The following is a 23401-nucleotide window of genomic DNA, read 5'->3' on the forward strand; positions in this document are numbered from 1 at the left end:
AGTGCAGAGTGATATTACATTAGCTTATTATGCCGCTGGCGCCGGAATCATTGCTCTACTGTTCGCGTTTGCTACTCTGGCGAGCATTTTGAAAGAGTCCATGGGCACCCCTAAAATGAAGGAAATCTCTGAAGCTGTTCAGGAAGGGGCCATGGCTTATCTGAACCGTCAGTATAAAACCTTGATTCCTTTCACTATCATAGTCGCAGTTCTTCTGGTGGTAGTATTGCCTATGATTAGTCCGGAAGTTGAAGGTGTTCCACTATGTGTATCATTTCTCGTAGGTGCCGTTTGTTCGGCAATCGCCGGTTACATCGGCATGAACAGCACCACCAAGTCTAACGCCCGTACTGCCGAGGCCGCCCGAAGCAGCGGATTGGGGAAAGCCCTTAACGTTTCTTTCCGCGCTGGAGCTGTCATGGGCTTATCCGTTGCCGGTTTAGGCTTGCTGGGCGTATCTGCGTTATTTATCATTTTTAAGGATCCTGTGGTAATTAACAGCTTTGCTTTCGGGGCGTCAGCCATCGCGTTCTTCGCCCGTGTCGGCGGCGGGATCTATACCAAGGCTGCTGACGTCGGCGCTGACCTGGTCGGTAAAGTTGAAGCCGGTATCCCTGAAGACGACCCGCGCAACCCGGCCACGATTGCTGACAACGTTGGCGACAACGTGGGTGACACCGCCGGTATGGGCGCCGACTTGTTTGAGTCGTACGCCGCGACTACGATTGCTGCAAGTATTATTGGAAACAGCTTATATGGAATGAAAGGTGCTTTGTTCCCGATGGTTGTTGGGGCGATCGGTATTATCGCTTCTATCATCGGTACCTTCTTTGTCCGCACCGGTGAAGGCGGCAATCCGCAGGCAGCCCTTAACGTGGGCCTGTGGGCGACCAATATTATGACTGCTGTAGGTGTTTATTTCTTATCCGTCCAAACCTTTGGTAGTACTGAAGGCTTTGGCATCTTTCTCGCTGTAGCTGCAGGTCTTATCGTTAATGTTGCCATTGGCGCCTTGACTGAGTACTACACCGCCAATAACAAGCCACCCTGCCGGCGAATTGCCGAAGCCTCCAAGACCGGCCCGGCTACTAACGTTATTCATGGCTTGGCTGTTGGTATGGAATCAGTATTTCTTCCCATGTTATTTTTCGCGTGCGCTATTTATTTCGCCTTCTGGGCTGTCGGTCATATTGCTTCACAACACGCCATTTTCGGAATCGCGATGGCTGCCATGGGCATGCTTTCCACCGCGGGGATTGTTGTGGCCATGGACTCCTTCGGTCCTGTTGCCGATAACGCCGGCGGCATCGCCGAAATGGCCGAGCTTCCGCCGGAAGTGCGTCAAAAAACCGACAAACTGGATGCTGTTGGTAACACCACCGCTGCTATTGCCAAGGGATTTGCCATTGGTTCGGCGGCCTTGACAGCGCTGGCCCTCTTCCAGGCATTTGCCGACGAGGTAGCAAAGAACGCTACTTTAATGAGTAAGATGGGTATGCAAGGCGGTCACTTTGTAATTAACTTAATGAATCCGCAAGTATTGATCGGTCTTTTGATTGGCGCGTCGATTCCTTTCGTTGTCGGGTCTTCCACCATGCGTGCTGTTGGCGACGCCGCTTTTGGTATGGTTAACGAAGTGCGCCGCCAGTTCCGTGAGATTCCCGGCATTATGGAAGGTACGGGCAAGCCGGACTACGCGCGTTGCGTGAGCATCGCCACCGGCGCCGCTATCAGCAAGATGATCTTCCCCGGCCTGGTAGCGGTTATTATGCCTATTATCGTGGGCTTTGGATTAGGTGCTCTTTCACTGGCTGGTTACTTGACTGGTTTGACAGCTACCGGTGTTTTGATGGCTCTGTTCCTGGCTAATGCCGGCGGTGCCTGGGATAATGCCAAGAAGTGGATTGAGGAAGGCAACCTGGGCGGCAAGAAGATTGACGGCCAGCCCAACCCGGTTCACCAGGCTGCGGTTATCGGCGACACAGTCGGTGACCCCTGCAAGGACACCTCCGGTCCTGCCATGAACCCGCTGATCAAGGTTGCCGGTACTGTTTCTCTGATTATCGGCTCTGTGCTTTTCCACTAAGAACTAAAAAATGCCGGGTTTAAACCCGGCATTTTTTTTGCCGTTGAAAATTGATAAAAATGGTTTATACTAGTAGAATAGAAGATTTGCCGAACCAAAGAGAAGGTGAGACGATGGCTAAATTCCTGCGTGAAGACAACATGTGCTTCGCTTGCAGCGCACGCAATCCCATCGGACTAAAGTTGAAATTTGAACAGGACGGCGACATCTGTCGGACATATTTTCTCGCCGGGCCCGAACATCAGGGCTGGAACGGAGTATTGCACGGCGGACTGGTTGCCACCTTGCTTGATGAAGTGATGGCCCAGTGGTTATGGGTGCGTGATATTATAACGATGACCGCTGAAATTACCACCCGTTACAGTAAAGCAGTTCCGGTGGGCGTGAAGCTTACCCTCGAAGCGAACATGTTGTCCGACCGGGGGAGGTTGGTTGAGATGGCGGGTAGGTTGATCCTGCCGGACGGTACTGTGGCGGCGCGGGCGAAAGCGAAGTTTTTAAAGATGGACCCGGAAAAGATGTCGAAGGGAGAATTGAAACTTGAACAGAACAGAGGCCGTGGCACTGCTGAAGAAAAACCTGACAAATAAAAACTTGTTTAACCATTCTCTCGCGGTGGAGGCGGTGATGCGCCGTCTGGCCCGGCATTTCGGCCAGGACGAGGAGAAATGGGGGCTGGCCGGGCTGCTGCACGATATCGATTACGACCGTACTAAAGACGACCCTGACCGCCACAGCATAGAAGGCGCCGCGTTATTGGAGGAATCCGGCCTGCCGGAAGATGTTGTTTACGCGGTCAAAGTACACAACGATCGGCATGGATTACCCCGTCAATCACTTATGGATAAAGCTCTTTTTGCCACCGACCCGGTTACCGGGCTTATTGTGGCGGGAGCCTTGATCAGGCCCGAAAAGAAGCTGGCAGTAGTAGATGTTCCCTTTCTGATAAAGCGTTTTAATGAAAAATCATTTGCCCGTGGGGCGAACCGGGAAACGATCAAAGCCTGTTCCGAATTATCGCTTTCCCTGGAAGAATTTCTTGGGCTAAGCCTTGAAGCGATGCAGGGCATTGCCGCGGAACTAAAACTATAAGCCAGTTAACAACTTTTTATACCTTGACAAACCAGGCCCGCCTGCTATAATGAAAGCATTTCCCGGCACGATTTAATTAAAATGGTGCCAGTAAAAGTTCTGGTGAATAAGCATGGGTTTTAAAACCGTAACTGAAAACAGAAAAGCCCGGCATGAATATCATATTATTGAGACCTATGAAGCAGGCCTGGCATTGACCGGGACCGAGGTGAAATCCTTGCGCGCCGGGCGGGCCAATCTGCAGGATAGCTTTGCCCGCGTTGAAAACGCCGAACTTTTATTATATAATATGCATATAAGCCCTTATGATCAAGGAAACCAGTTCAACCATGAACCCAAGCGCACCCGTAAACTACTAATGCACAAGGTGGAGATCTTGCGGTTACTGGGTAAAGCCAGGGAGAAAGGTTTGGCTTTGGTTCCGCTAAAAGTATATTTTAAAGACGGTATTGCCAAGGTGGAACTGGCGTTGGCAAAAGGCAAGAAGATTTACGACCGGAGAGATGATATCGCCGCGCGTGACGCCCGGCGGGAAATTGACCGGGCTGTGAAGGAAAGATCTAAGATGTATTAATTGCATAAATTAAAAAATGTATATTTGACGACTGTCACTTTAAACGAGAAATTTTTTATGGGGGCGTAAAGGTTTCGACGGGGGAAGCGGTGGCAGGAGGAGCGAGCCGGGGTTCCATCAGCCCGCAATACGGTGGAAAACTTATAATTGCCAACGAAGAATACGCTTTAGCTGCTTAGTTGCAGTTAACCTTCTACCCGCGCTGGGCCCGTGGCCCGGGCTAGGGGGTCATCTAAACGGGCTGGCTTGAGTCCAATTCTCGGAGGATTCAAGCAAGACTCATCGAGATAGTTCCAACGGAGCTTGGCTGTAAGCGCCCGCGGAGCAAAACCTAAACTACAGCCTGCGCTCGGAGATACTCCTGTGGTCGGTCTTCCGGACGGTGGGTTCGATTCCCCCCGCCTCCACCATTCAAATCAACAGTAATTTTGAACACAACTTCAATTTTTTCTTTCGTGACAATAACCTTTTCTATGAATTCCTGGAGCAACCTTTTGCAGGTATCCAGGTTTTTATTTTGTAGTAAGCGCATGTTTATTTGAAGATATTCTATTACAGAATCTATGCTGATAGTGTTGGCTTCAGCTTTAAACTGCCATTCTTGTAACTGGATTTCCAAAGTGGACTTCTTATGTTCCAACCCGTTGAGTTTTTCAATAATAGAGTGTACAGCATTGCTACCTATAGCTAGGGCGTTGACTAGATTATCAATTTCTTTTTTTGTTCCGGCCAGTTCCTTTTCAATTTGTTGAAGTTCACCAGCGTAATCAGTCTGTAATCGACGATGATACTCCACAATCTTTTCTGCCAAAGCTGGTAATGTTTCATTGTTAAAAATTTGCTTTTCTAGTTCAGCAAGAACATATGATTCAACGAGGTTCGTAGCAATTTTCTCATTTGAGCACTGTTTTGTCCGGTTGCCATAGTTGCATGTATAGTAGTGAGTCTTTTTATATTCTTTACTTTTTTTTGTTTGATAGCTAGATGAGGCTCCTGTCATCCTGTGGTCGCACTCCCCACACCAAATCAACCCCGAAAGCAGGTAATTGATCTTTGCTTTGGAGCGGGCTGGCCCTGTGCGGTTTTTGTCCATACGCAGCTTGACCCTATTATACGTTTCCTTATCAATTATGTGTGGCAATATATCAGGAATTTCGATAATCTCATCCTGGGGCTTGCTTTTGTGGTTATTCCTGCAGCCGTCATTCTTTGCAGCGCTACGGTTAAATATATATGTGCCGATGTATTTTTTATTGCAAAGGATGTCATGCAGGCTATTTTTGCCGAACTCGCGGCCGGCTTTGGTTTTGTAACCATATGAGTTTAACGTATTGATTATATTGCCGTAGCTTTTACCCTGGCTGTACATTTCAAAAATTATCTTTACCGCCCTGGCTTCTGTTTCATTTATGATATACTTTCCTTCACTGTCAACATCAAAACCTAATGGCGGCTTTCCCCCGTTATGTTTCCCCTGTAACGCTGTTTCTTTCATCCCTTTCATCCCTTTCATCACCTCGCGTGCAAGGTTGCGTGAATAATACTCAGCCATGCCTTCGATAACGGATTCCATCAAAATTGATTCCGGGCTGTCGTCAAGGTGTTCAAGCGCCGATTCCACGCGAACACCAGACTGGCGCAGCTCCCGCTTATAAAAGGCGCTGTCGTACCGGTTGCGGGCAAAGCGATCCAGCTTGTGGACAAGCAGAAAATCAACTTTCATCCTGCCGCTCTTGATATCCTTAATCATTTTGAGGAATCCAGGTCTGTCATCAGTTGTAGCGGAGCGGGCCTCATCGGTATAAACCTTTACAACAGAAAAACCCCGCCGCCCGGCGTACTCGTTGCATGCCCGCACCTGGGCGGTGATGCTTTCCTCCCGCTGGTTGTCGCTGGAGAACCGGGCATATATAACCGCCTTCACAGAGAATCATCCCTCCTAGTCAGTTGTCCTATAACATCCACTAGCCTGTCCAGCCGGCCATGCGCAGCCGCCTCCTGGATCTCAGACTGGTATTGCTCAGCCTTTTCACCGAGCATGAGCACACAGGCAAAGCGGTTGGCCTGGTACTCGTGCTTTGAATAAAAGCCGGTCTTTTCCAGGATAAAAAGAAAATTAGTATTCGGGTGCAATAAAAAATGGCCCAGTTCATGGCCACACACAAGCTGCTGTTCAATTTCCGTCAGGCCGGAGTCAATAAAAATGAATCTCTCAGAACCCAGGGATAAAGTAATACCTTTAAGTACCTTTAACGGTATATATAAAACCTTAATGCCAAGAGAGGCGGCGATCTCTAACGGCTTACCGCTCCCTCGCTTTTTTATATAATGACATTTACAGAAATCACTATCCTTTGGGCTGTATCTTTGCAGCCCGCTCTTTTTTTACTACCTCCCAGGCCGTTTTCAAAGCCAGCATCACGTCGTCTTTCACCTCTTCAGTGAGCGGGTCGCCGAAAACGCGAATATTCGGATGCTCACGGATAAACCTTTCCAGTTCGATATCGTCCGGCGGGCTTTCCTTGTCCAGCCATGATTCATCCCTGCCCAACAAATAGTCAGCCGATACACCGTAAAGGTCTGCCAGTCTTTCCAGGGTTTTAGTCTCCGGCGTCCTGTATTCGCGCTCATAACCGGAAAAAGTGCCGACCTCCACGCCGAGCATTTCAGCGATCTGCTTTTGGGTCCACCCCTTTTTCAGCCGTTCTTCTTTGATGCGCCTCGCCAGAGCTTTATTTCTATATGGCGTTAAATTGTCTTTTGTTTGCCCGGACTGACTTAAGCTACCTCCATTTTTACCGGTTAGCAGGTAATTTGGGCTAGTTTCAAGCTTTTCAGAGATTAACAACAATGTCTTATAACTTGGTTCTCTTTTACCGCTCTCATACAATGAAATTGTCGGCTCGCTAAGATTACAGAGCCTGGCTAAATCAGCCTGGGTCAGGTTTTCCCCCTCCCGCAATTCACGCAGTCTTTGCCCGAATTCTATGCCCATGTTCTCCACCCTTTGCGTATTGCTAACTATTAAACTTATTATAGTTTGCTATTAGTAAATATGCAAGGATATTATCTAATAAACAAGTTTACATTTTGTAAATTTTATTATTGCAAAATGTAATGTAGTCATGATATATTATTTACAGTTAGTAAAGTCTTTAGCTCGGAGGTGATGCATTATCCTTGTTAAATTAAAAGCCTTTCGACTAGAAAAAGAAGTCACGCAGAAGCAAATCAGTGAAGCAATCGGTATTTCCGAGAGCTATTACTGTCAAATGGAAAACGGTTCAAGGCGCATGTCTTTACTCTTAGCCAAAGAAATAGCCCAGTTCCTAAATGCGACTCTGGATGAATTATTTATGGACACTGACTTAGCGTAAAGCTTATACGCTAAAAGTTTCAATGGAGGGTATGCATGCAGACCGTGTTGGTGAAGGTAACAGCCCGCAGGACAAAAAGCGGCTTGGAAACGGTAAGGCGGGAAGTGGTCGGCCACAGTTCGGAAGACGCCGGACAGCACCTGGACCGCCTGGCCGGCATCCTTACGGACCTGTTCATGACACAGATCGATAAAAGTAAAAAGGAGGTTGCGGCAAGTGGACAATAGTGGCATTACCAATATTCTTTCAGTTAGTGAAGCGCTTGAGTTGTTGGAAATTGCTTTAAAAAAGCACGGCCTGGACAGCGCGAATATTACTATCAGCAGTCACGGCCTCACCCCGGAGCAAAGCGGCAGTATTGCCAGGGACATAGTTGCCGGCGGTTTTGGTGAAGATGTCAGGCTGGCGGGAAAACTCGTAAAGTATGAGGACCGGGAAGGCTGGTTTTCCTGGAATACTGTGGGGCGGGACGGTGATTACATTAATCTGTTTTTCAGTGTTGGTGAAGATGACCAACCAGTTAACTATTTTCCTTCGGAAAAGGAGGTAAGCTAAATGGCTATCCAAGCAAGCGAACGAGATTTCATCGGCGCCGCCGGCGACAGGCAGCCAAATGTCCCGCTGCCGGGGGCGCTCACACTATTGGACCTGCCTGCTATCTACAGGGACTTTTGTAGTGAACTACCTGTCGACGCCATTCAACGCACGAAAGGGCGTGAAACCCGGAAAGGTTATGATACCGACGGGTACGGCTACCAGTATTGCATAGACATGCTCAACAACGTGGCCGGGCTCGGTCACTGGCGCATCATTTCGGAGGAAGTGTTTTGCGACGAGGGCGAGTATAACAACGGCCGGAAGGCCTACGAGGTAGGTTATGACGTGGTCGTTCAAATCGGGAACTGGACTCCGGCCGGCTTTGAAGTTCTGGCTGAAACCCCGCGCACACCGGGCGGCCATGTGTCCGCGCTGAAAAACGACGCGAGAAAGGGCGCTCTGACCAACGCAATCAAGAAAGCTCTGGCCTTCTTTGGTATCGGCGCGGCGGCATACCGCGGGGAGCTTGACGACGATAACCTCCTGCCTGGAGGCCGCGAGGACCTCCAGGAGAAGACAGGCCAGAACCCGCCGCCCAGGCCGCAGAACCAGCCTCAGCAAAACCGGACGCAGAGCCAGCCGCCGGCGCAGGGCGCCGGTAAGGCCACTGACAGGCAATTAGGCATGGTCAAGGGCACGATTGAGCGTGCCGCCCAGGCCGCCGGCTTCAACATGACCCTTAAAGATCAGGCGTTTCTCGGCGCTGTCCTGTCCGCCGCTGGCCTGAGCGCGGCAAGTTTGGATGATTTGACCAGGCAGGAGGCCAGTTACCTGATTGAAAACGCGGCCGGACTGGTGAATCAGGCAATCTTTTTCCTTGAAACAAATCGGTCCGGTACACACCAAACCCCGCCGCCCGGGCAAAAACAGGCCCCACCGGCCAGCCGGGGTAATGGCCAGGGAAACAGCCCGCGGAACAGTGAGGGGAATGGAAGGAGGCGGCTATTCTGATGAAAATCAACCGTCTTTATCTCCAGAACTTTCGTAGTCACAGGGAAAGCGACATAAGCCTTGACCGGGTGAATTTTTTCCTCGGCAAAAACAACGCAGGTAAAACCTCCCTGCTGGCCGCTCTGGAATGGGGCTTAACCGGGCGCTGCTACTGGACCGACAAGGCTGGCCGGGGAGCAGGCGACCTGATCAAGACAGGCGCAAAAAGCGCCACCGTGCTGGCGGACCTGGCCGGTGCCGGCCTGGCCGTCCGCACCATGAATCCGAACGGGTTTACTTTTGATGGTGAAACGGCCGCGCAGGCCGCCCAGGCTAAACTATACGCCGCCCTGCAGACAAACGAGGGCGACCTGCAGGCCGCGCTTAACGTGAGCGCTTTCCTCGCCATGAGCCCGTCCGAACAGAAGACCTACCTTTTCAATGTCCTTGACCTGCGCTGGGATATCGACATTGTCCTGGCCGCATTACGCGAATGGGCGAATAGGAGCGGGCACGGTGAAAAAATAGAACGGCTGGAACATCTGGTCCGGCCGCTCTACCCACCGAAGGTTCAGGCCGGGCCGGAAGTGTTGGACGCGATTGAGAAGAAACTGCGCGACCTGCGGCGCGACACCAAGCGTGACCTCCAGCGAATCCGGGCCGCCCAGGAAGAAAACCCCGTTTCAAACCCTGCTCCGGACGTAACGCTGGAAGAAGTGCTGGCCCAACTTGCGGAATTAAGGGCAGAACGCGACAATATCCTGACTATGCTGGCAGACCGCAAGCGGAGCGAGGACCGGCGGAAAACCCTGCAGGCTAATTATGAAGCGGTAAGAGGCAGGTTATCACAAATCACGGACGCACTGGCCGGACTTGCCGGGCAAGCCCCAGTAAAACCTTTCGCGGTACCGGACCGGGCAGTACTGGATGGAGCCGCGGCGCTGGTAGCAAAGCGCCAGGCCGGCGTAGTAAGCCTGGAAGCTGAGTGGCGGACCCTGAAAGCAGCCCTGGATGCGCTTTCAAAAGCGGGCAGCCGCTGTCCGCTGGCGCCGGACCATATCACCTGCGCCATGACCACGGCTAAAAGGATCAAGCTGCTGGAAGACCTGGCCGCACAGGCAGACGCGAAGGCTGCGGCAGTGGAACAGGCGCGGTTGGAACTGGACCAGGCCAGGCGTGAAAACGAGCGGCAAAAGACCTTTGCGGAGCAGGCGAGGCAGGCCGAGCGGGCCGCCCAGGAAGCGAACGCGAAAAAGCCCGGCTGCAGGCCCAGGCTGGCGAACTGTCCAGGCAGGCTGACGACCTGGCCGCGGAGCTGCAAAAATACGAAGCCCTGCAGGCCCCGGATCTATCACCTTTAAAGGCGCTGGATGAGCGCATAGCTAAAGGGGAAGCCTTTGCCGATAAGATGAAAGCCTACCAGCAGGCCAAAGCCCAGGAGGATACTTTTGACCGTGATACCGTCGCGCTGACTGAAGATCTGGCCGAATATGAACTGCTTGTAAAAGCGTTCGGCCCGGACGGCATCCGCCGCTGTGTCCTGGCGAACAGCCTCGACCCGTTTACCGCGCGCGTGAACGCGAATCTGGCCGGCCTCACGGACGGGGAATACTCCGTCGAATTTGCGCCGGACATGAGCCCCATCGTCAAGCACGCCAGCGCGGTTGTCCCGGCCCGCCTGCTGTCTACCAGCGAACAGCTGCGGGTAGGGATAGCGGTACAGGAAGCCATAGCCGCATATCTCGGCCTGCGCATCCTGGCGATTGACGGTGCGGATCTGCTGGATCAGGACAACCGCGACCGGCTGACCGGGTTTGTCCTGGAGCGAGCGGAAGCAGGTGAATTTGACCAAGTCCTGGTGTTTTCCACCGTGGGCGATGTGCAGCCCGCGAACCCGGGCCTGCCCCGCTTTAAAATGTTCCGGGTTGAGGCGGGCACGGTGAGGGAAATTTAGTGACAACTGAATAGCCCCGCTCCATACCGGTCCATCCAGGGGCGGGGCATTCTGTGAATAATACGCACTGTTGACATAACTTTAAGAATTATTGCCGGTCAATAATTGACTTTAGTTTATCAAGTTGCTGCTTAAAGGTAGGACTGTTTACTGTAGGACCACCATTGGATGGGTGCCTGAAGTATACTAGTTTGTTCTTGATTGATGATATCTTGCTTAGGTCGTCTCTGGCTTTGCTGTGCATCGCAATAATTGCCTTTGGGTTAAAATAATTGATTTCTTGTAACAAGTGTTTCTGACAATGAATTCTATTATTTAAAGGTATATTAGGACCAGTTTCAGATTCAGTACTGCATTTAAATAAATCAGTTAGCCAGACATAGTCAAGCCAGTTGTTGAACGCTTCCTTACGGTCAACTAAGCCACAATAAACAAGAGCTTCTACCATGTAATTTTTCATTTTACTGTGGAATACGGTATCCCTGCCATTGCCTCTAATTTGGGGATTAGTAAACGTATCTGTTGCAAAATTGTATAAATAATCTATTTCGTATTGACCTAGCTTATCGTTCATACTTACCTTGCTGAATTGTTTTATTTCACTTTCCATCGGATGGCCGGGATTCAGGGTTACTACAACAAGCTTTACTTTGTTTCTATCCGTGCCGCCCGCCCATCCTCTTGGAGGAACAAAAGGTTCTTTTAGTATAAAATCCGAGTTCCAGCAATAACGGCAGTTAATTGTTTGCGACATTATTTCATATAGTTGCTGAGTAATCATAGGTTTCCCCCTCAATAAAAAACTTTTTGTAAAGTACGACATTACTAACGTAAATCCCTTTCTATGTTACATTTTTCAACATTAATGTTGCAGTAATGTGGAGGTGACATATGGGAAACCCAATTCATAAATTATGCTGTTATCGCTCTGAAGATTTTAGACTATATATTCCAGGGAAATCGTGAGGGAGGGATTGATGTGACTAAGCAATATTTAAGCCCTCAGGAGCAGGCCGTCTTAGACTGTATTCCTGCCGGCCACAAAAAGGCCATTAGTCGCCGGTGCCTGGTAGAAAGAAGCAGGCTAAACGAGCGGAAGGTCCGCAAGATAATTCTTTCCCTGATTGTTCACCGCGGTATTCCTATCGGGAGCTGCACCGGCAAGGAAGGCGGCGGCTATTTTATCATTCAGAGTTACGATGATCTGGCCGTGGCCATGATGCACTTGAAGCCGAGGGCGAAGAAAATATTCCTCCGGGTGCGGGCGCTGGAGAATATCGCCCGGGAGAAATTCAGCCGGCAGCTGAAGCTGGTGATACCCGAATGAAGCAAAAGCCGGTTTTGTGTATTCGTGGCTGTGCCGGGCCTTCCCTGATTAAACAACTTGCCCGCTACCTGGACAGGCAGATCACCGCCTGCCAGGAGTGGCTTGAGGGGCCGGACAAACCGTCTGACCAACTGATGACGAAAGCTGTATTGATTACAAGCGCCGTATATATAGCGGCTCATTTGATATTAAGGATATGCCGTGGAGGCTAATAGTGGAGGGCTGGATCAAGCTGTGGCGAAAACTGAAAAACAACGGGCACTTAAAAATGCCGGGGACAGCATTCAAGTTATGGATCTACTGCCTCCTGGAAGCTGCCCCCTACCCCGACCGGGCGCGGGCATTGGAGGCCGGGGAACTGTGGCTCAATTACGAGCACGTCCGGCAGGTTATCGGCGAGGCCGACCGGCAGATGAGCAAAAGCACCGTTTCAAGCGCCCTGAAATACCTGGCAACGAAAGGCTATGTAGAGCTTGAGGTAAAGCAGTTTTACGGGGTTAAAGCCCGTGTGATCAACTGGCAGGATTACCAGTCGAGTACAGAAACTGTACCCGTACCTGTACCCGTGGAAGACATGTCGAGTACAGAAACTGTACCCGGCAAAAACTCAGAAATGACACCGGTTTGCATGCTGCCGGGCACACAAACTGTACCCGTGGATGGTTCACCGGGTACAGTAACGAGTACAGTCACGAGTACGGAAACCGTACCCGGTCCTGTACTCGCGAGGGCATCTGAGCCTTACGGCGGCGCGGCCTCCGGAACGCCTAAGAACAACAAGAATAAAGATCTTAATAATACAGTAGTTGTTGTTAATCTGATTACCAGTTTTGAAAAAGAGTTCGGTAGGCCGCTTTCACCTTTAGAAGTTGACCAGTTAGCCAAATGGCGCAGTGAGCTTCCGGAAGACTTAATCCTGGAAGCCCTGACCCAGGCTGTCATCCGGAACAAGCGTACCCTGGCCTACACCGGCGGCATCCTGCTGAACTGGCAGCGGGCCGGTATTCGTACCGCAGACGAAGCCCGGCAGGATAAACTCAGGCGAAGCCGGCGGACGGGCAGGCAAGCCGGCAGGCAAGATCCGGCCGGCAGCAAGAAGAAAGAATTTATCAAAACCCTTTATGTATGAGGAGGTTGCCATGAGCGAAATAAAGATAACCATACCAGGCCGGCCTGTGCCGAAGGGCCGCCCCAGGATAGGATACAGCGGGCGCAAAGTTTATTTGTACACCCCGCCGGAAACAGAGAAATATGAGAGGGACGTATCAAGGATAGGTAAGTTAATATGCAATAGCCCTGCGTCGGGGCCGGTTGAAATGGAAATAGCCTTGTTTTTCAACCCGCAGGCAAAAGTTTATACCACGGGCGGAAAACTCCGGCACGGTACTCTGCCGGACTTGGATAACTGCGTCAAATCCATCGTGGACGGCCTGAACAAGGTCGCTTACGTGGATGACCGGCAGGTTGTGCGCATACTGGCAGAGCGTAGATGTGACCAGGTGGAGCGGGCGGAAGTGATTGTGAGGGAGGCTGATGTATAACCATGATCGAAAAGAATGATTTTATGGTTGCCTTGATTTACAGGCAATGCAAGTAAAATTGGAAATAGATACTATTACAGATATAATAACCTGTCGCTGTAGATTCCGCGAATTAGACGCAGGCGGCGAGTGCTGGGCCAAGTGTGACAAGCGAGTGAATAGCTGCGAAGAATGCGGGTTTGGCGGCAGGAAATTTAATCCTGTAAATAAGATAAAGAAGGTCCGGAAAAATGGTAAAATAACAGGGAGGAAGCTATGAGAAAAGCAGACTTTAAGGCGCGAATCAAGAAAATTGAGATTGTCAACCGGGTGCTGACAGACGGTTGGCAGCAGTCCATCCGGGTGATCCTGGAGGACATCGAGCTTTCTGACGAGAACCTTTTAGAATTAAAGCAGTTCAGACCGAATGAGCAGGTTTTAGTAGAATTAACCCCGGTCCAGGTTAACCTGTTTGACTTCGATGCAAAGAAGCAGGCTGCGGGAGCAAAGGGGCAGAACAGCCAGGAGTTGATTGGTACTGCCGGGAATGAGGAGTTTATCAGCTTTGTTGAGGGAAACGAACCCTTGCGTGAAAACGAGAAAATTGAAAAGAGGTGGGAGTTTTAGTGCTCTTAACAAAGGATGAGTTATTTAATCTAAGAAAAGCTTTGGCTATGAGTTTGAGATTTATTGAAGACTGTGACAGGCAAGATGAGGAAACATTAAAAGAAATAAAAGAAATAGAACAGCTCAGGGATTTATTTCACTTTGTCAAAAACGCTGAAGTTGAACTGTATCCGGGAGATGGGGACGACGGCAGTAATGTAAAAAGAATTAACGAGATTTTAGATAAAAGAAGACAAAAGAAGGAAGAAAAAGAAGCTGAAAACGTGATCGTATTCCCCGGCCGCATTTAGGTTAAGAAGGGGCAAGTTATCTGCTGATCAAATTAACAGGTGAGGATAAACGCAAATTAGTTTTTATTACAATTTTTCACGTCATCATCCCCATGTGACAGCTGAGAGCGTCGGGAAGCGGCGCGCCCGATGGGCGAAGCTGGCCCGGCCGGCGCGCTCTTTGCCGGCCGGCAGACCCGGGAGAGCGTCCCGGGCTTGCCTAACCTGCCGCCGGCCGAAAGGGCTGGGCAGTTGCCCGGCCCGGCCTGCCTTGTATAAGATGATCGACCTGTGGATGTGGCGGGGCCGGAGCCGGGCGCGCTGCGTGCGACCGGTGGAGGTCCCGGACCCCAAAGATTCACCCAACGTGGCCGGCGAGCCGGCGACGTGGCAGCAGGACCCGTGAGGATAACACGAATGGCCGGAGCCGGCGCATGGATTCGCCCGGACCCGCGAAGCCAAGCCCCAGGGCTCGGGTGTAGCCAGGCGCGGGCGGGAGGCCCAGTACCCCAAAGACGGGCAGTCTGCCGGGCTGGCTGACTTCAAAGCCAGACCCGGATGGCCTGACTGGCAGTCTGCCGGCATACACGTCATGGTTTATGAGGGCACAGGCGGGCGGTAGCCGGCTTGTGTCTACCTTCGACCCCAGGGCCAGACCCGGATGGGACCGCTTTTCCCGAGCTTTATCTAACCGGCAAGCGCAGTTCCGATCACTTTCAGGAATAAGTTGCCCACGCACAGCGTGCGCTGCCGGCCGCTGCCGGTCGCCTGGCAGCCAGGTTTTGCGCTCAAGGTTTCCAGGTCGCAGCTGCGGCCCTCCCAGGTGAGGATGCGCCGCAGCCGGCGCGCAGCCGCGCGCCAATCCCCGCCCCTCAGGGGTTGGGTTGCCGACAAAAAAGGGGACCTGCCCCTACATATCCAGGAGCAGGCCCCGATGTTGCCGGTGCTCGCTGCGTGTGTGCGCTGCTTCGCCCAGCTCGTGTAGGGCCAGAGCCGCGATGTGCTTGCAATACACGCCGCGCTTCCTGCGATCGTCACAGCTGCAAAACACCGCGTGCCCCCTGCCCGCAACATGAAACTCTACACTGTAAACCTTAACCCCGCGTTTCCCAATGCTGCGAACCGCAGCACGAGTCTCACCGCCATCACGCGCGACATCCTCAACAACCAACTCTCTGCGCACCAGCCCGGCAACCGCCCTGCCCAGCCTGCCATCGTCAACCTTAGCAAGAATCTTTCTCACCTAAACCAGCCTCCTTTTCTCTATGCAAACCAGCTGCGGCGGGCAGTGTCAAGGGCCGGAGGGCGGAAAAAAATATTTTTGACTAAAAAGCAAGGCGCACGCAGGCTAAAAATATTTTTGGAGCGCACCCTTGATACTGCCCGGTAAGCAGCGGGTACAATGGGAGAAAAGGGAGGCGACTGTCCGCATCGGCACAGCGAAGCGCCGGGAGACCCCGGCTTCCAAGGTTGGGGGCGGGGGTTGGGGGCTGGGGGTTGAAGGACCCCGGAGAAAGGCTCGGACGGACCCTAGTGCTGGGCAGTTTGGCCGGGCTGGCTGACATACGAAGCCAAGCATTTGAGGCCAGATCAGGCAGTCTGCCCGACACCGACAGCCGGTAAGCCGGCGTGCTTAAATCGACCACCAGAGCCAGGCACAGGAGTGGCCCGGGCGGGCGTAAGCCGGCCTGGGCCTTCCTGCTAACCCCAGAGCAGAGCCACCGGCCCTAGACTGGCTGACCCTTAAGCATAAATAATGTGCTGGGCCGGGGCGGGCGGCTGACCCCAGCCGCTCTTGAAATAATCAAGGCAGTTGACGGGTGCCAGCCAGTCAACTGCTTCCTTCTGACCCCCGGTTGCAGCTGCGGGGGGCAGCAAACGAAAGAAATCCTAGATGGTCCGATCTTTTCGTGCACTGCGTAATGTTACGGAAGTTAGTGTGCGGCGATGGAAATGCAGAATCATGTGGAAGTATGTATAAATAACAATTTTCTGCAGGATATTTAATCTAAACGGTAGAAGTATACAACTTAGTTGATTATTCATTACCATGTATCGAACATAGTTGGCGCATTAAAATAATCCAAAACACCTTGGATAGTCTAATAGCCAAACAAATTAACTAACCCGGCTAAAGGAGTTACCAGTGGAGTTTTTACTATCAATTGCTCATACGATACTTTTATTTTTTGGACTCGTTATTATTATAAATGTTATGATTATTGCTTTTGCTTTTCTGCTTGGTTTTGAACTCTTAAAGATAATTCATTTTACCCCAGAGCAATCAATAATCACTTTTGTTATGTTCATGATCTTTATTTCCGTTATTTATTTTTTATTAACATTGGGAATCTATTTGATATTTAAAGTAAGACGTAAAGAAAAGATATTTGTTCGTTTTTTTGAAGCAAGTTATTTATTTAATTTTTATGTATGGGGACTTATCACTTTAATAGGGATTCTAAAGCCATATTTAATCAACGAGAACGTATTTAAGGCTTCTGATTTTTTATCGCAGGAACTCACATCTAGCGTAGGTATGATATTTTTTATAGCTTTAATGAACTATACGTTCTTTAAGAATCTGGTGATAGAAAGAAAAGTCTTTTAAATCAAATCAGTTCTTGAGCTAGCGCACCTTTTAAAAGGGAGATATTTCAAAAGATGATTATTACTAGTTTATTGGTAAATAGCTAAGTAACGATTTTGATAGTTTAAAATTGGGACGATCCATCGATGGTCGAAAAATAACGTATAATCTCGTCGGTGGGTACTCCGGAAAACAACGAGTTGCAATCTTCGCAAGGATAACGAAGCCGATTGGTTTCCTGTTTCGGTGCTCCACTAAAACCCGTTGACCTCGTGTAAGAGGTTTATAACCTGATTTTAAACAATTTTGTGATATATATTCAGCTTTGATGGTTATCGTGTCACTATCATGGACAGTGACTTTTGCTTCTTTAATAAAGAAGGGGTTCCGCAGCCTGGCTATTGTAGCTTAGACTGCGGATTTGGTTTAAAAAGTTATTAATCTCCGGTTCTGTTCCTATCCTTGCTTGGATAGGTGAAATCACTCACAACAGGCAAAGTCAACTTTTAACCCAAATGAATAACTAAGTGGTTGCCAGTAACACTATAAATATCACTATCTCTTACTAACCAGCTAAGAAACTTTTTCTTTTCCCTTCGTACCATTTTTTTAGTTTTGTGAGATCATCAAAGAAAACACCAGGTGGAAGAGCTTTATTAACCAATTGATGATAGTTAGCTATCCTGACGTCAAGAACCGAAATAATACCCCAATCGTCTTCATTCCGCAATAACCTCCCAGCCCCCTGTTTTAACCGAAGAAGCATTTCTGGAAATATGACTGTATCTAGGGGTTTTCGTCCAGCTTCTTTTTCCCTGCGAACAAGTGTCTTTATTAGGGGATCAGGAGATGGGAATGGAAGCTTATCCATTATAACCATCGAGAGAGAGGGGCCAACAATATCAACCCCCTCCCAAAAACTACCCGTCGCGAGCAATATACTAGTCTCTTCATCACGAAATTGATTTAAGAGGTTCTTTACACTGTCCTGACCCTGTTTAAGTATAGTCCAAGGTAAATCGTTCCTGCGGTATAAATGGCAAAACACTTTTTCCATGCGGTCATGGGAGGTAAATAACACCAAGGCTCTCCCATTAGTAATCTTAAGTAATTCGGCAATTCGTGCTGCTGCCGCCTCGGTAAAATCGTCTTGATCCTTTTTCGGTTTAGGTAAATCCCATGGGAAATAATAGCCAACTTTTTCTTCCCCTGTTAAAGATGTCTGACCAGCATATTCGGTTACTCTCCAGTTGTTAGACAAACCAAGTTCATTCTTAATAAAACTAAAATCACCTTCTACGGATATTGTACCTGACGTGAGTATCAACGGTATTTTTTGTATCCATAGGTGTTTTGATAAAAAAGGACTAACACTGACGGGTGCTATTGTTATAATAATATCTTTATTTTGAAACTGGCCAGCGAGGAAATAATCATTAGGATTTTGCGTCCATTGAAACAATTTTTCCCTTAATAACTCGATCGGTCGTGTTAGCCGCTCGATTTCACGGTCCATCTTTTCATCTTCATGAACCAAACCCGAAGCCAAATCCATCTGTGAAGCAACTCTAGCTATACCTTCGGCGAGATGTGTGCCTTTTTCAATTATTTCATTCGAATTAGCTATTAAAAAACGAGGGTTCTCATTTATATGCTTGGCGTATTTCTGAACGCAAGTAAAAAAATCAGATAATATCATCTGAATCTTTCCAAAGTTGCTGTCGACAACAGAAGCAATCAGTTTGTTTTTTGACGCTTTTTTTAATAATTTTTCTATAGCATGTATACTAATTTCTTGGGATAACTCCTGTCGGCATGAATCGGCTAAACCGTGGGCTTCATCAATAATTATCGCGCCGGGCATTTTCCAAAGACCGTTTTCTCCTCTTGCACGCAGCATAAGATCAACCACCAGTAGGTCATGGTTGCAGATAATGATATTATTCCAGTTTCTCCGGCTTTCCTTATAGCGGATAAATCCGCATGAATCAAAATAATTACATTCTTTTCTGCTGCAGTCCTCAACGTTTATACTTTCCCATAATTCATCATTCATAGAGGGAGCGTCAGAGCGATCACCATAAGTATTTTTTTGAACCCAATTATCTAACATTTTAATAATTTCTTTATTAACGGACTTAGGGAATGTCGCCTTTCTATAACGATCTTTACATAAAAAATGGTATTGCCCTTTAGCGAGGAAGGGTAATATGTGGGGTGATAGCTTTATAAAAAATCGGGTGTCTTTTCTGTATAACTGATCCTGTAAGATTATCGTTTTTGTACTTATCACTATTGGCCCTCTTACTAGGCCCATTGTAATAGGCACAAGGTAAGAAAAAGATTTACCAGTGCCCACACCCGCTTCTGCCAATAGAATGGAGTCTTTTTTTAAAGCTTCGGCAATTCTGCTTGATAATTCAATCTGTCCAGGTCTTTCAATATAATTACGTAAATTTGGTTTTACCTTGCTATTAAAAACGTTTTTAATTTGTTTAATTAAAGATGCCCTACTAAAACTTACAGGTTCAAATACGTCAAGCGACTGAATTTCATGGTTGTATTCCGGTATAGATATTAATGCAGGAGTTTTTTTGGGCTCTGGGGTTAATAAATCTAGTTCAGCTCGTTTAAGGCGCTCCACTTGAGACATATATCTATTGATTTCTACCAAAGAGAGTTCTGTTGAAAGATATCGCCTTTTATATCCACATTCACAGATTAAATCGAAATTACTCCCGATAGTTTTTACGCATTTTAAAGGTAATTTATTACAATCAGGACAATTTCTTATCAATTTTTTCTCCTTTCATTGTTATAAAAAACTGATTAAAAATGCATCATAGGAACCGGTAACTGGTACATTTTGCGGGTGTGCTTTTCCAAAACCATTTTCATGATTTCATCGTCACCGTACCTCAACACGCATATGAGCAAAAACCTCCTTGTACTAATATTTGATTAATATTGGGAATACAAAATATATCCAAAAACGATAGTAACACATTAGAACATTTATTGCAACATGTATTATATTATGGTAATATAATATTACATAGGAGGGGAGGATTTTCAATGAAAAGGAGAGTACCGACGTTCTCTGAAATCGGCGCCAGGATCAGGGAATTGCGCGAAAAACATGGCATGTCCCAAGATCAATTAGCCACTGAACTAGGGCTTTCGCGACCTGTTGTGACCAAAATCGAAGGCGGCAAAAAAGCCATCAACAGCTTGGAACTTCGGCAAATTGCAGATATTTTGGGCGTCTCAACTGATCTATTGATGGATATAGGAGAAGAAGATGAGGAAACCCTTGTTGGACGTTTCCGCGCCAGGCAAAAAAGCGATGATAAGATGTTGGTGGAATCTGTGGAGCAAATAGAGCACATTTTCAAAGAAATATTGGGCCAGATAAAATTGTGGAGGCAGTCAAATGGCTAAGATAGGCAGCAAAAAGAGAAAAGAACTGGAATTAATCGCACAGGATCGCGCCAGCGAACTACGCCGCTCGTGGGGCCTTGGCATTGAGCCAGTATCGGATATCTTTGAATTGATCGAACGCAGGATAAAGAACGTCATCGTACTGCGTTACCCCGCTCCAAGCTCTGATTTATCCGCATTTGTTTCGCTGAGCGGGGATGACTGTTTAGTTTATATCAACACGACTATGCCTTACGGTCATCAGATTTTTTCTGCTGCCCATGAACTCAGTCATATTCTCTATGACAAAGAACATCTGAAATTATTGGTTTGCCGGCCCGGCGAGGACTCGGAAGATGAAAGAGAAGTGTTGGCAGACCTGTTTGCCGGTGCCCTTTTATTGCCTGCCGAGGGTGTGCGCCACTTTTACTATTCGATATTTAGCTCCAAGCACCGTGTAACATACGGCACGGTCATGGCCCTACAGGGTACCTTCAAAGTCAGCTATGCAGCTATGCTATATGCATTATTGAAAAATGGAATCATTACACCAAAAATATACGGCCATTTAAAAAAAATGGGGGCTAAAGATAATATATCACAGATGCAGCAACTCGCCCGAAGGTACGGGGTGATGGACCTGATTACCCCGTCTTGTAACAAAGTCATTCCCAAGAGCCTGATTCTTGCCTTAAACTCAAACTATAAGGAGGGTCTAATCAGCTTTAAAAAATTAAGTAGTGTACTAGCACTCTGGGACCAAGAACCAGAAGAAATGGGATTTGCCTATGAAGATCCTGTCTAGCCGAGTTGCCGTAAGCGACGCAGATGTAATGATAAAACTATATAAGGCCGGGAGTTTAAGCCTCTTGGGAGACATTTTTTCGGAAGTAATCGTTCCAGGTAAAGTTTACGAAGAAGTAACTAGAAAAATTAACAAGCAAGTTGACGATATTAATTCTCTGCTTGAAAATAAATGGCTTAAAAAAATCACAATCACCGATAGGGAATTCTTAAATGAAGATCAAATCGAACTCATCGGCATCACAATGCATTCATTTCAGCACGCCTTGGATGACGGGGAGCGTGAAGCTTTTGCATTAGCTAACGAGCTAAATATTTCTATCCTTCTGATTGACGATGCATCTGCCAAGCGAATCATCGAACATAATTCCAATGTAAAAGGCCTCTCCCATGTAGAAGTACTTTATTTGGCTATCCTAAAAAAAATCATGACCCCACAAGAAGCGGAAAAGGTCTTTGAAAGAATTAACACTGTCGTTACATACCCGATAAAAACCCCGTTCAGCGACTTAATTAGACGGGCTCAAAAGCGGTTTCGCGAGTTGGGATTGTTATAGCTGAACTTAATAATGCTATTTATTCAAATTGATTAAATAGTCACTGAAAGGAGGTGCATCGTATGGCTAAAAACACGGGGCAGGGCTTCCGCAAGGGCGCCGTTGACGGACGCTCCCAGTTTCAGGCACCCAATGGCAATTGGGTGAAGCGGGACGCTGAAACCGGCCGTTTCATGGACCAAAAGACCTCTGGTGATTCTCCTTTTAAAGGTGTGCGCAAAGAAAAATAAAAACTAACCTGACCAATCCGGATTTTGACAAGCGTTCCGCAGCCGGCTGTTGCAGCTCAGGCTGCGGAACAGATAACACTACCTGTCAGGTTAATATTAAAATGTTACGTTCCTTCTTTTCTTCAGAGGGCCGTAGGTTTTTACCCTTCCCACCTGGCCTGATATCCCCTTACATCAACATGCACAAAACCCTGACCCGGGTAAATACCGATGCCGTCAAAACCCACATTTTCCGCTATTTCAGCAAGTTCATAAACATTCTTTTCATCCGAATAAATATCGGCGGCCATTCCAAAAGTATGGTAGGAGTTTTCAACTCCCCCGCATGCCTTATTATGATCGGCGCAGCGGTAGCCGGAAGTGATGTAAACAGGAGCGCCCACAACATTGCGCAAGGCTTCAAGCTTGCGCAAAAGTTCAGGGTGAACCAATACCATCTCGCAACAACCGCAGGCAAACTACTTCGCCTGAAAATGCTCACTTAATTTTTGCCCTTCCTCTGCTGTTTTAACGCAAAGCATCAAATCACCTACTTATCCATTGATAATTTTGCTGATTTCTTCTACCTCGATCCCGCTTTGCTTAGCTACTACGATAGTCAGCGAGTTAATACTCTTTTGCAAATCTTTGATAATCGGCTCCAGCCTTACAAGCAAATATCCGGCTACTACCATCGGAAAACCGTAATTGGCTGTGAGCTTTAAGATATCTTCCACAGATTCATCCCCCTTTCAACTAACGTAATACTGGATATAAGGCTATCCTTGCGGAAAAAGGGAGGAATAATCCCCCCTTTCGTCTATTTAACAAGATTCAATTCTACAGTGCTTTTAAGCAGGTGTATAAAGGTCCGTAGTGGTTGTTTCAATAATCTTCGCATCTAATTTACTTACCAAATCTCCACCGGAAGAGGTAAAAATGTTTCTCGCGATGATCAGATCCATAGCGGTTGTGATCGTTGCTTCAGTAAGATCATCCTTTGGATTATCAAGGCTGATAGTAACGGTTTTACCTTCCATATTCTTAAAGCCCATTCGAAGGGTTTTAGTTGTCGCCAATGGTTTTCCACCTCTATTCTTTTAAAAATTTCCTTACCGGTATAGCTTAATTAAACATTGACCAATTGGGCGTTATCCACTCTGCTTATGCTGTTTAGCGGGTAGTTCTGCAGATTGGCAAGGGAAGTGGCCACATCATAAATATCTTGATCCGAAGCGGTCGATTTTACGCTGTTCAGACTTTTATCCCGTAATATCGGATTACCGCTGCCACTCGTCCCAGTTCTTAATTCGAGCCTAATGATGGAATTATTGGGGACTTTATTTACCGCCATATTCTTTTTCCCCCTTTCTTTTTTGAGCGGGCTCCGACCGGTAAGCAGGAGCCCGCCCGTAGAAAAATAAAAAGACCGGCAAGATTTACCGGTCAGTAATATTTTAAATTACGT

Annotated in this window: 33 protein-coding genes, 1 other RNA gene and 1 pseudogene; 24 read left to right on the forward strand and 11 right to left on the reverse strand. The window is 48.1% G+C overall.

Annotated features, from left to right (window positions below; all coding sequences use genetic code 11):
- Nucleotide 1 precedes the first annotated feature (1 nt).
- The 5 genes from L7E55_RS07415 (at nucleotide 2) to ssrA (ending at nucleotide 4162) form a co-directional block, all read left to right on the forward strand.
- Entirely contained in the window at nucleotides 2-2086 is a 2085-nt protein-coding gene (locus L7E55_RS07415) for a sodium-translocating pyrophosphatase (protein ID WP_277443481.1), read from the forward strand.
- A 113-nt stretch (nucleotides 2087-2199) separates the two neighbouring features.
- A complete protein-coding gene (locus L7E55_RS07420) occupies nucleotides 2200-2676 on the forward strand; it encodes a PaaI family thioesterase (RefSeq protein WP_277443482.1) in 477 nt (158 codons plus the stop codon).
- Nucleotides 2627-3178 carry an HD domain-containing protein gene (locus L7E55_RS07425; protein WP_277443483.1) on the forward strand — a complete coding sequence of 184 codons (552 nt, stop codon included), beginning with the start codon at nucleotides 2627-2629 and terminating at the stop codon, nucleotides 3176-3178. Before L7E55_RS07420 ends, L7E55_RS07425 begins: the two co-directional genes overlap by 50 nt.
- A gap of 112 nt (nucleotides 3179-3290) precedes the next feature.
- Nucleotides 3291-3752, forward strand: a complete 462-nt coding sequence (gene smpB / locus L7E55_RS07430; RefSeq protein WP_277443484.1) for an SsrA-binding protein SmpB — start codon at nucleotides 3291-3293, stop codon at nucleotides 3750-3752.
- A 59-nt stretch (nucleotides 3753-3811) separates the two neighbouring features.
- Nucleotides 3812-4162: a transfer-messenger RNA gene (ssrA, locus tag L7E55_RS07435) on the forward strand.
- A 497-nt stretch (nucleotides 4163-4659) separates the two neighbouring features.
- Here the strand turns inward: ssrA and L7E55_RS07440 are convergent.
- The 3 genes and pseudogenes from L7E55_RS07440 to L7E55_RS07445 form a co-directional block, all read right to left on the reverse strand.
- Nucleotides 4660-5676: pseudogene (locus L7E55_RS07440) on the reverse strand (recombinase family protein); the annotation flags it as partial.
- Complete coding sequence (locus L7E55_RS17700; protein WP_420852021.1) at nucleotides 5673-6125, reverse strand: ImmA/IrrE family metallo-endopeptidase; 453 nt, start codon at nucleotides 6123-6125, stop codon at nucleotides 5673-5675. The gene L7E55_RS17700 and the pseudogene L7E55_RS07440, both read right to left, overlap by 4 nt.
- The gene (locus tag L7E55_RS07445) at nucleotides 6100-6747 is read right to left on the reverse strand and encodes a helix-turn-helix domain-containing protein (RefSeq protein ID WP_277443486.1); all 648 of its coding nucleotides are present in this window, start codon (nucleotides 6745-6747) and stop codon (nucleotides 6100-6102) included. Before L7E55_RS07445 ends, L7E55_RS17700 begins: the two co-directional genes overlap by 26 nt.
- Nucleotides 6748-6928: 181 nt before the next feature.
- Between L7E55_RS07445 and L7E55_RS17705 the strand changes: the two genes are divergently transcribed.
- From L7E55_RS17705 to L7E55_RS07470, 6 genes are all read left to right on the forward strand, one after another.
- Complete coding sequence (locus tag L7E55_RS17705; RefSeq protein ID WP_420852022.1) at nucleotides 6929-7129, forward strand: helix-turn-helix transcriptional regulator; 201 nt, start codon at nucleotides 6929-6931, stop codon at nucleotides 7127-7129.
- A 35-nt stretch (nucleotides 7130-7164) separates the two neighbouring features.
- On the forward strand, nucleotides 7165-7356 hold the full coding sequence (locus tag L7E55_RS07450; protein WP_277443487.1) for a hypothetical protein: 192 nt from the start codon (nucleotides 7165-7167) through the stop codon (nucleotides 7354-7356).
- Nucleotides 7346-7684, forward strand: coding sequence for a hypothetical protein (locus tag L7E55_RS07455; protein ID WP_277443488.1), 339 nt, complete (start codon nucleotides 7346-7348; stop codon nucleotides 7682-7684). Before L7E55_RS07450 ends, L7E55_RS07455 begins: the two co-directional genes overlap by 11 nt.
- Nucleotides 7685-8677 (forward strand): Rad52/Rad22 family DNA repair protein, encoded by a 993-nt coding sequence (locus L7E55_RS07460; RefSeq protein WP_277443489.1) that lies wholly within the window; start codon nucleotides 7685-7687, stop codon nucleotides 8675-8677.
- A complete protein-coding gene (locus L7E55_RS07465) occupies nucleotides 8677-10017 on the forward strand; it encodes an AAA family ATPase (RefSeq protein ID WP_277443490.1) in 1341 nt (446 codons plus the stop codon). The genes L7E55_RS07460 and L7E55_RS07465 overlap by 1 nt, the downstream gene beginning before the upstream one ends.
- A gap of 212 nt (nucleotides 10018-10229) precedes the next feature.
- Nucleotides 10230-10610: a hypothetical protein gene (locus L7E55_RS07470; protein WP_277443491.1), complete on the forward strand. Its 381-nt coding sequence runs from the start codon at nucleotides 10230-10232 to the stop codon at nucleotides 10608-10610.
- Between the two features lie 88 nt (nucleotides 10611-10698).
- Here L7E55_RS07470 and L7E55_RS07475 read toward each other — a convergent pair whose 3' ends face one another.
- Nucleotides 10699-11391: a hypothetical protein gene (locus L7E55_RS07475; protein ID WP_277443492.1), complete on the reverse strand. Its 693-nt coding sequence runs from the start codon at nucleotides 11389-11391 to the stop codon at nucleotides 10699-10701.
- A 198-nt stretch (nucleotides 11392-11589) separates the two neighbouring features.
- Between L7E55_RS07475 and L7E55_RS07480 the strand changes: the two genes are divergently transcribed.
- The 6 genes from L7E55_RS07480 (at nucleotide 11590) to L7E55_RS07505 (ending at nucleotide 14374) form a co-directional block, all read left to right on the forward strand.
- The gene (locus tag L7E55_RS07480) at nucleotides 11590-11937 is read left to right on the forward strand and encodes a DNA replication protein (protein WP_277443493.1); all 348 of its coding nucleotides are present in this window, start codon (nucleotides 11590-11592) and stop codon (nucleotides 11935-11937) included.
- Nucleotides 11934-12149 carry a hypothetical protein gene (locus tag L7E55_RS07485; protein ID WP_277443494.1) on the forward strand — a complete coding sequence of 72 codons (216 nt, stop codon included), beginning with the start codon at nucleotides 11934-11936 and terminating at the stop codon, nucleotides 12147-12149. The genes L7E55_RS07480 and L7E55_RS07485 overlap by 4 nt, the downstream gene beginning before the upstream one ends.
- Nucleotides 12150-12151: 2 nt before the next feature.
- Nucleotides 12152-13066 carry a DnaD domain-containing protein gene (locus L7E55_RS07490; protein WP_277443495.1) on the forward strand — a complete coding sequence of 305 codons (915 nt, stop codon included), beginning with the start codon at nucleotides 12152-12154 and terminating at the stop codon, nucleotides 13064-13066.
- A 10-nt stretch (nucleotides 13067-13076) separates the two neighbouring features.
- Nucleotides 13077-13478 (forward strand): RusA family crossover junction endodeoxyribonuclease, encoded by a 402-nt coding sequence (locus tag L7E55_RS07495; protein ID WP_277443496.1) that lies wholly within the window; start codon nucleotides 13077-13079, stop codon nucleotides 13476-13478.
- A gap of 255 nt (nucleotides 13479-13733) precedes the next feature.
- Nucleotides 13734-14084: a hypothetical protein gene (locus tag L7E55_RS07500; protein WP_277443497.1), complete on the forward strand. Its 351-nt coding sequence runs from the start codon at nucleotides 13734-13736 to the stop codon at nucleotides 14082-14084.
- Entirely contained in the window at nucleotides 14084-14374 is a 291-nt protein-coding gene (locus L7E55_RS07505) for a hypothetical protein (protein ID WP_277443498.1), read from the forward strand. The genes L7E55_RS07500 and L7E55_RS07505 overlap by 1 nt, the downstream gene beginning before the upstream one ends.
- Nucleotides 14375-14458: 84 nt before the next feature.
- Here the strand turns inward: L7E55_RS07505 and L7E55_RS07510 are convergent, their stop codons facing one another.
- Together L7E55_RS07510 and L7E55_RS17710 are read right to left on the reverse strand one after the other, a co-directional pair.
- Nucleotides 14459-14947: a hypothetical protein gene (locus L7E55_RS07510; protein WP_277443499.1), complete on the reverse strand. Its 489-nt coding sequence runs from the start codon at nucleotides 14945-14947 to the stop codon at nucleotides 14459-14461.
- A gap of 316 nt (nucleotides 14948-15263) precedes the next feature.
- Nucleotides 15264-15404 carry an SWIM zinc finger family protein gene (locus L7E55_RS17710; RefSeq protein WP_420852023.1) on the reverse strand — a complete coding sequence of 47 codons (141 nt, stop codon included), beginning with the start codon at nucleotides 15402-15404 and terminating at the stop codon, nucleotides 15264-15266.
- On the opposite strand from L7E55_RS17710, the gene L7E55_RS07515 reads away from it, so the two are divergent.
- The 3 genes from L7E55_RS07515 (at nucleotide 15354) to L7E55_RS07525 (ending at nucleotide 16964) form a co-directional block, all read left to right on the forward strand.
- Complete coding sequence (locus L7E55_RS07515; RefSeq protein WP_277443500.1) at nucleotides 15354-15743, forward strand: hypothetical protein; 390 nt, start codon at nucleotides 15354-15356, stop codon at nucleotides 15741-15743. The genes L7E55_RS17710 and L7E55_RS07515 overlap by 51 nt on opposite strands.
- 107 nt (nucleotides 15744-15850) lie before the next feature.
- Nucleotides 15851-15976 (forward strand): hypothetical protein, encoded by a 126-nt coding sequence (locus L7E55_RS07520; protein ID WP_277443501.1) that lies wholly within the window; start codon nucleotides 15851-15853, stop codon nucleotides 15974-15976.
- A 523-nt stretch (nucleotides 15977-16499) separates the two neighbouring features.
- Nucleotides 16500-16964 carry a hypothetical protein gene (locus L7E55_RS07525; protein ID WP_277443502.1) on the forward strand — a complete coding sequence of 155 codons (465 nt, stop codon included), beginning with the start codon at nucleotides 16500-16502 and terminating at the stop codon, nucleotides 16962-16964.
- A gap of 544 nt (nucleotides 16965-17508) precedes the next feature.
- On the opposite strand, the gene L7E55_RS07530 is transcribed toward L7E55_RS07525, so the two are convergent.
- Nucleotides 17509-19617: an ATP-dependent DNA helicase gene (locus L7E55_RS07530; RefSeq protein WP_277443503.1), complete on the reverse strand. Its 2109-nt coding sequence runs from the start codon at nucleotides 19615-19617 to the stop codon at nucleotides 17509-17511.
- Between the two features lie 401 nt (nucleotides 19618-20018).
- Between L7E55_RS07530 and L7E55_RS07535 the strand changes: the two genes are divergently transcribed.
- The 4 genes from L7E55_RS07535 (at nucleotide 20019) to L7E55_RS07550 (ending at nucleotide 21954) form a co-directional block, all read left to right on the forward strand.
- Entirely contained in the window at nucleotides 20019-20384 is a 366-nt protein-coding gene (locus tag L7E55_RS07535; RefSeq protein ID WP_277443504.1) for a helix-turn-helix domain-containing protein, read from the forward strand.
- Nucleotides 20377-21168, forward strand: a complete 792-nt coding sequence (locus tag L7E55_RS07540; RefSeq protein WP_277443505.1) for an ImmA/IrrE family metallo-endopeptidase — start codon at nucleotides 20377-20379, stop codon at nucleotides 21166-21168. The genes L7E55_RS07535 and L7E55_RS07540 overlap by 8 nt, the downstream gene beginning before the upstream one ends.
- On the forward strand, nucleotides 21152-21724 hold the full coding sequence (locus L7E55_RS07545) for a PIN domain-containing protein (RefSeq protein ID WP_277443506.1): 573 nt from the start codon (nucleotides 21152-21154) through the stop codon (nucleotides 21722-21724). Before L7E55_RS07540 ends, L7E55_RS07545 begins: the two co-directional genes overlap by 17 nt.
- 62 nt (nucleotides 21725-21786) lie before the next feature.
- A complete protein-coding gene (locus L7E55_RS07550) occupies nucleotides 21787-21954 on the forward strand; it encodes a hypothetical protein (protein WP_277443507.1) in 168 nt (55 codons plus the stop codon).
- A 140-nt stretch (nucleotides 21955-22094) separates the two neighbouring features.
- On the opposite strand, the gene L7E55_RS07555 is transcribed toward L7E55_RS07550, so the two are convergent.
- From L7E55_RS07555 to L7E55_RS07570, 4 genes are all read right to left on the reverse strand, one after another.
- Nucleotides 22095-22391 carry a YcbK family protein gene (locus L7E55_RS07555; protein WP_277443509.1) on the reverse strand — a complete coding sequence of 99 codons (297 nt, stop codon included), beginning with the start codon at nucleotides 22389-22391 and terminating at the stop codon, nucleotides 22095-22097.
- Between the two features lie 96 nt (nucleotides 22392-22487).
- A complete protein-coding gene (locus tag L7E55_RS07560) occupies nucleotides 22488-22670 on the reverse strand; it encodes a YvrJ family protein (protein ID WP_277443510.1) in 183 nt (60 codons plus the stop codon).
- Between the two features lie 114 nt (nucleotides 22671-22784).
- A complete protein-coding gene (locus tag L7E55_RS07565) occupies nucleotides 22785-23012 on the reverse strand; it encodes a DUF2922 domain-containing protein (protein ID WP_277443511.1) in 228 nt (75 codons plus the stop codon).
- Between the two features lie 50 nt (nucleotides 23013-23062).
- Complete coding sequence (locus L7E55_RS07570; RefSeq protein WP_277443512.1) at nucleotides 23063-23287, reverse strand: DUF1659 domain-containing protein; 225 nt, start codon at nucleotides 23285-23287, stop codon at nucleotides 23063-23065.
- Nucleotides 23288-23401: the final 114 nt, after the last annotated feature.

The sequence above is a fragment of the Pelotomaculum isophthalicicum JI genome (assembly GCF_029478095.1).
Classification (GTDB): Bacteria; Bacillota; Desulfotomaculia; order Desulfotomaculales; family Pelotomaculaceae; genus Pelotomaculum_D; species Pelotomaculum_D isophthalicicum.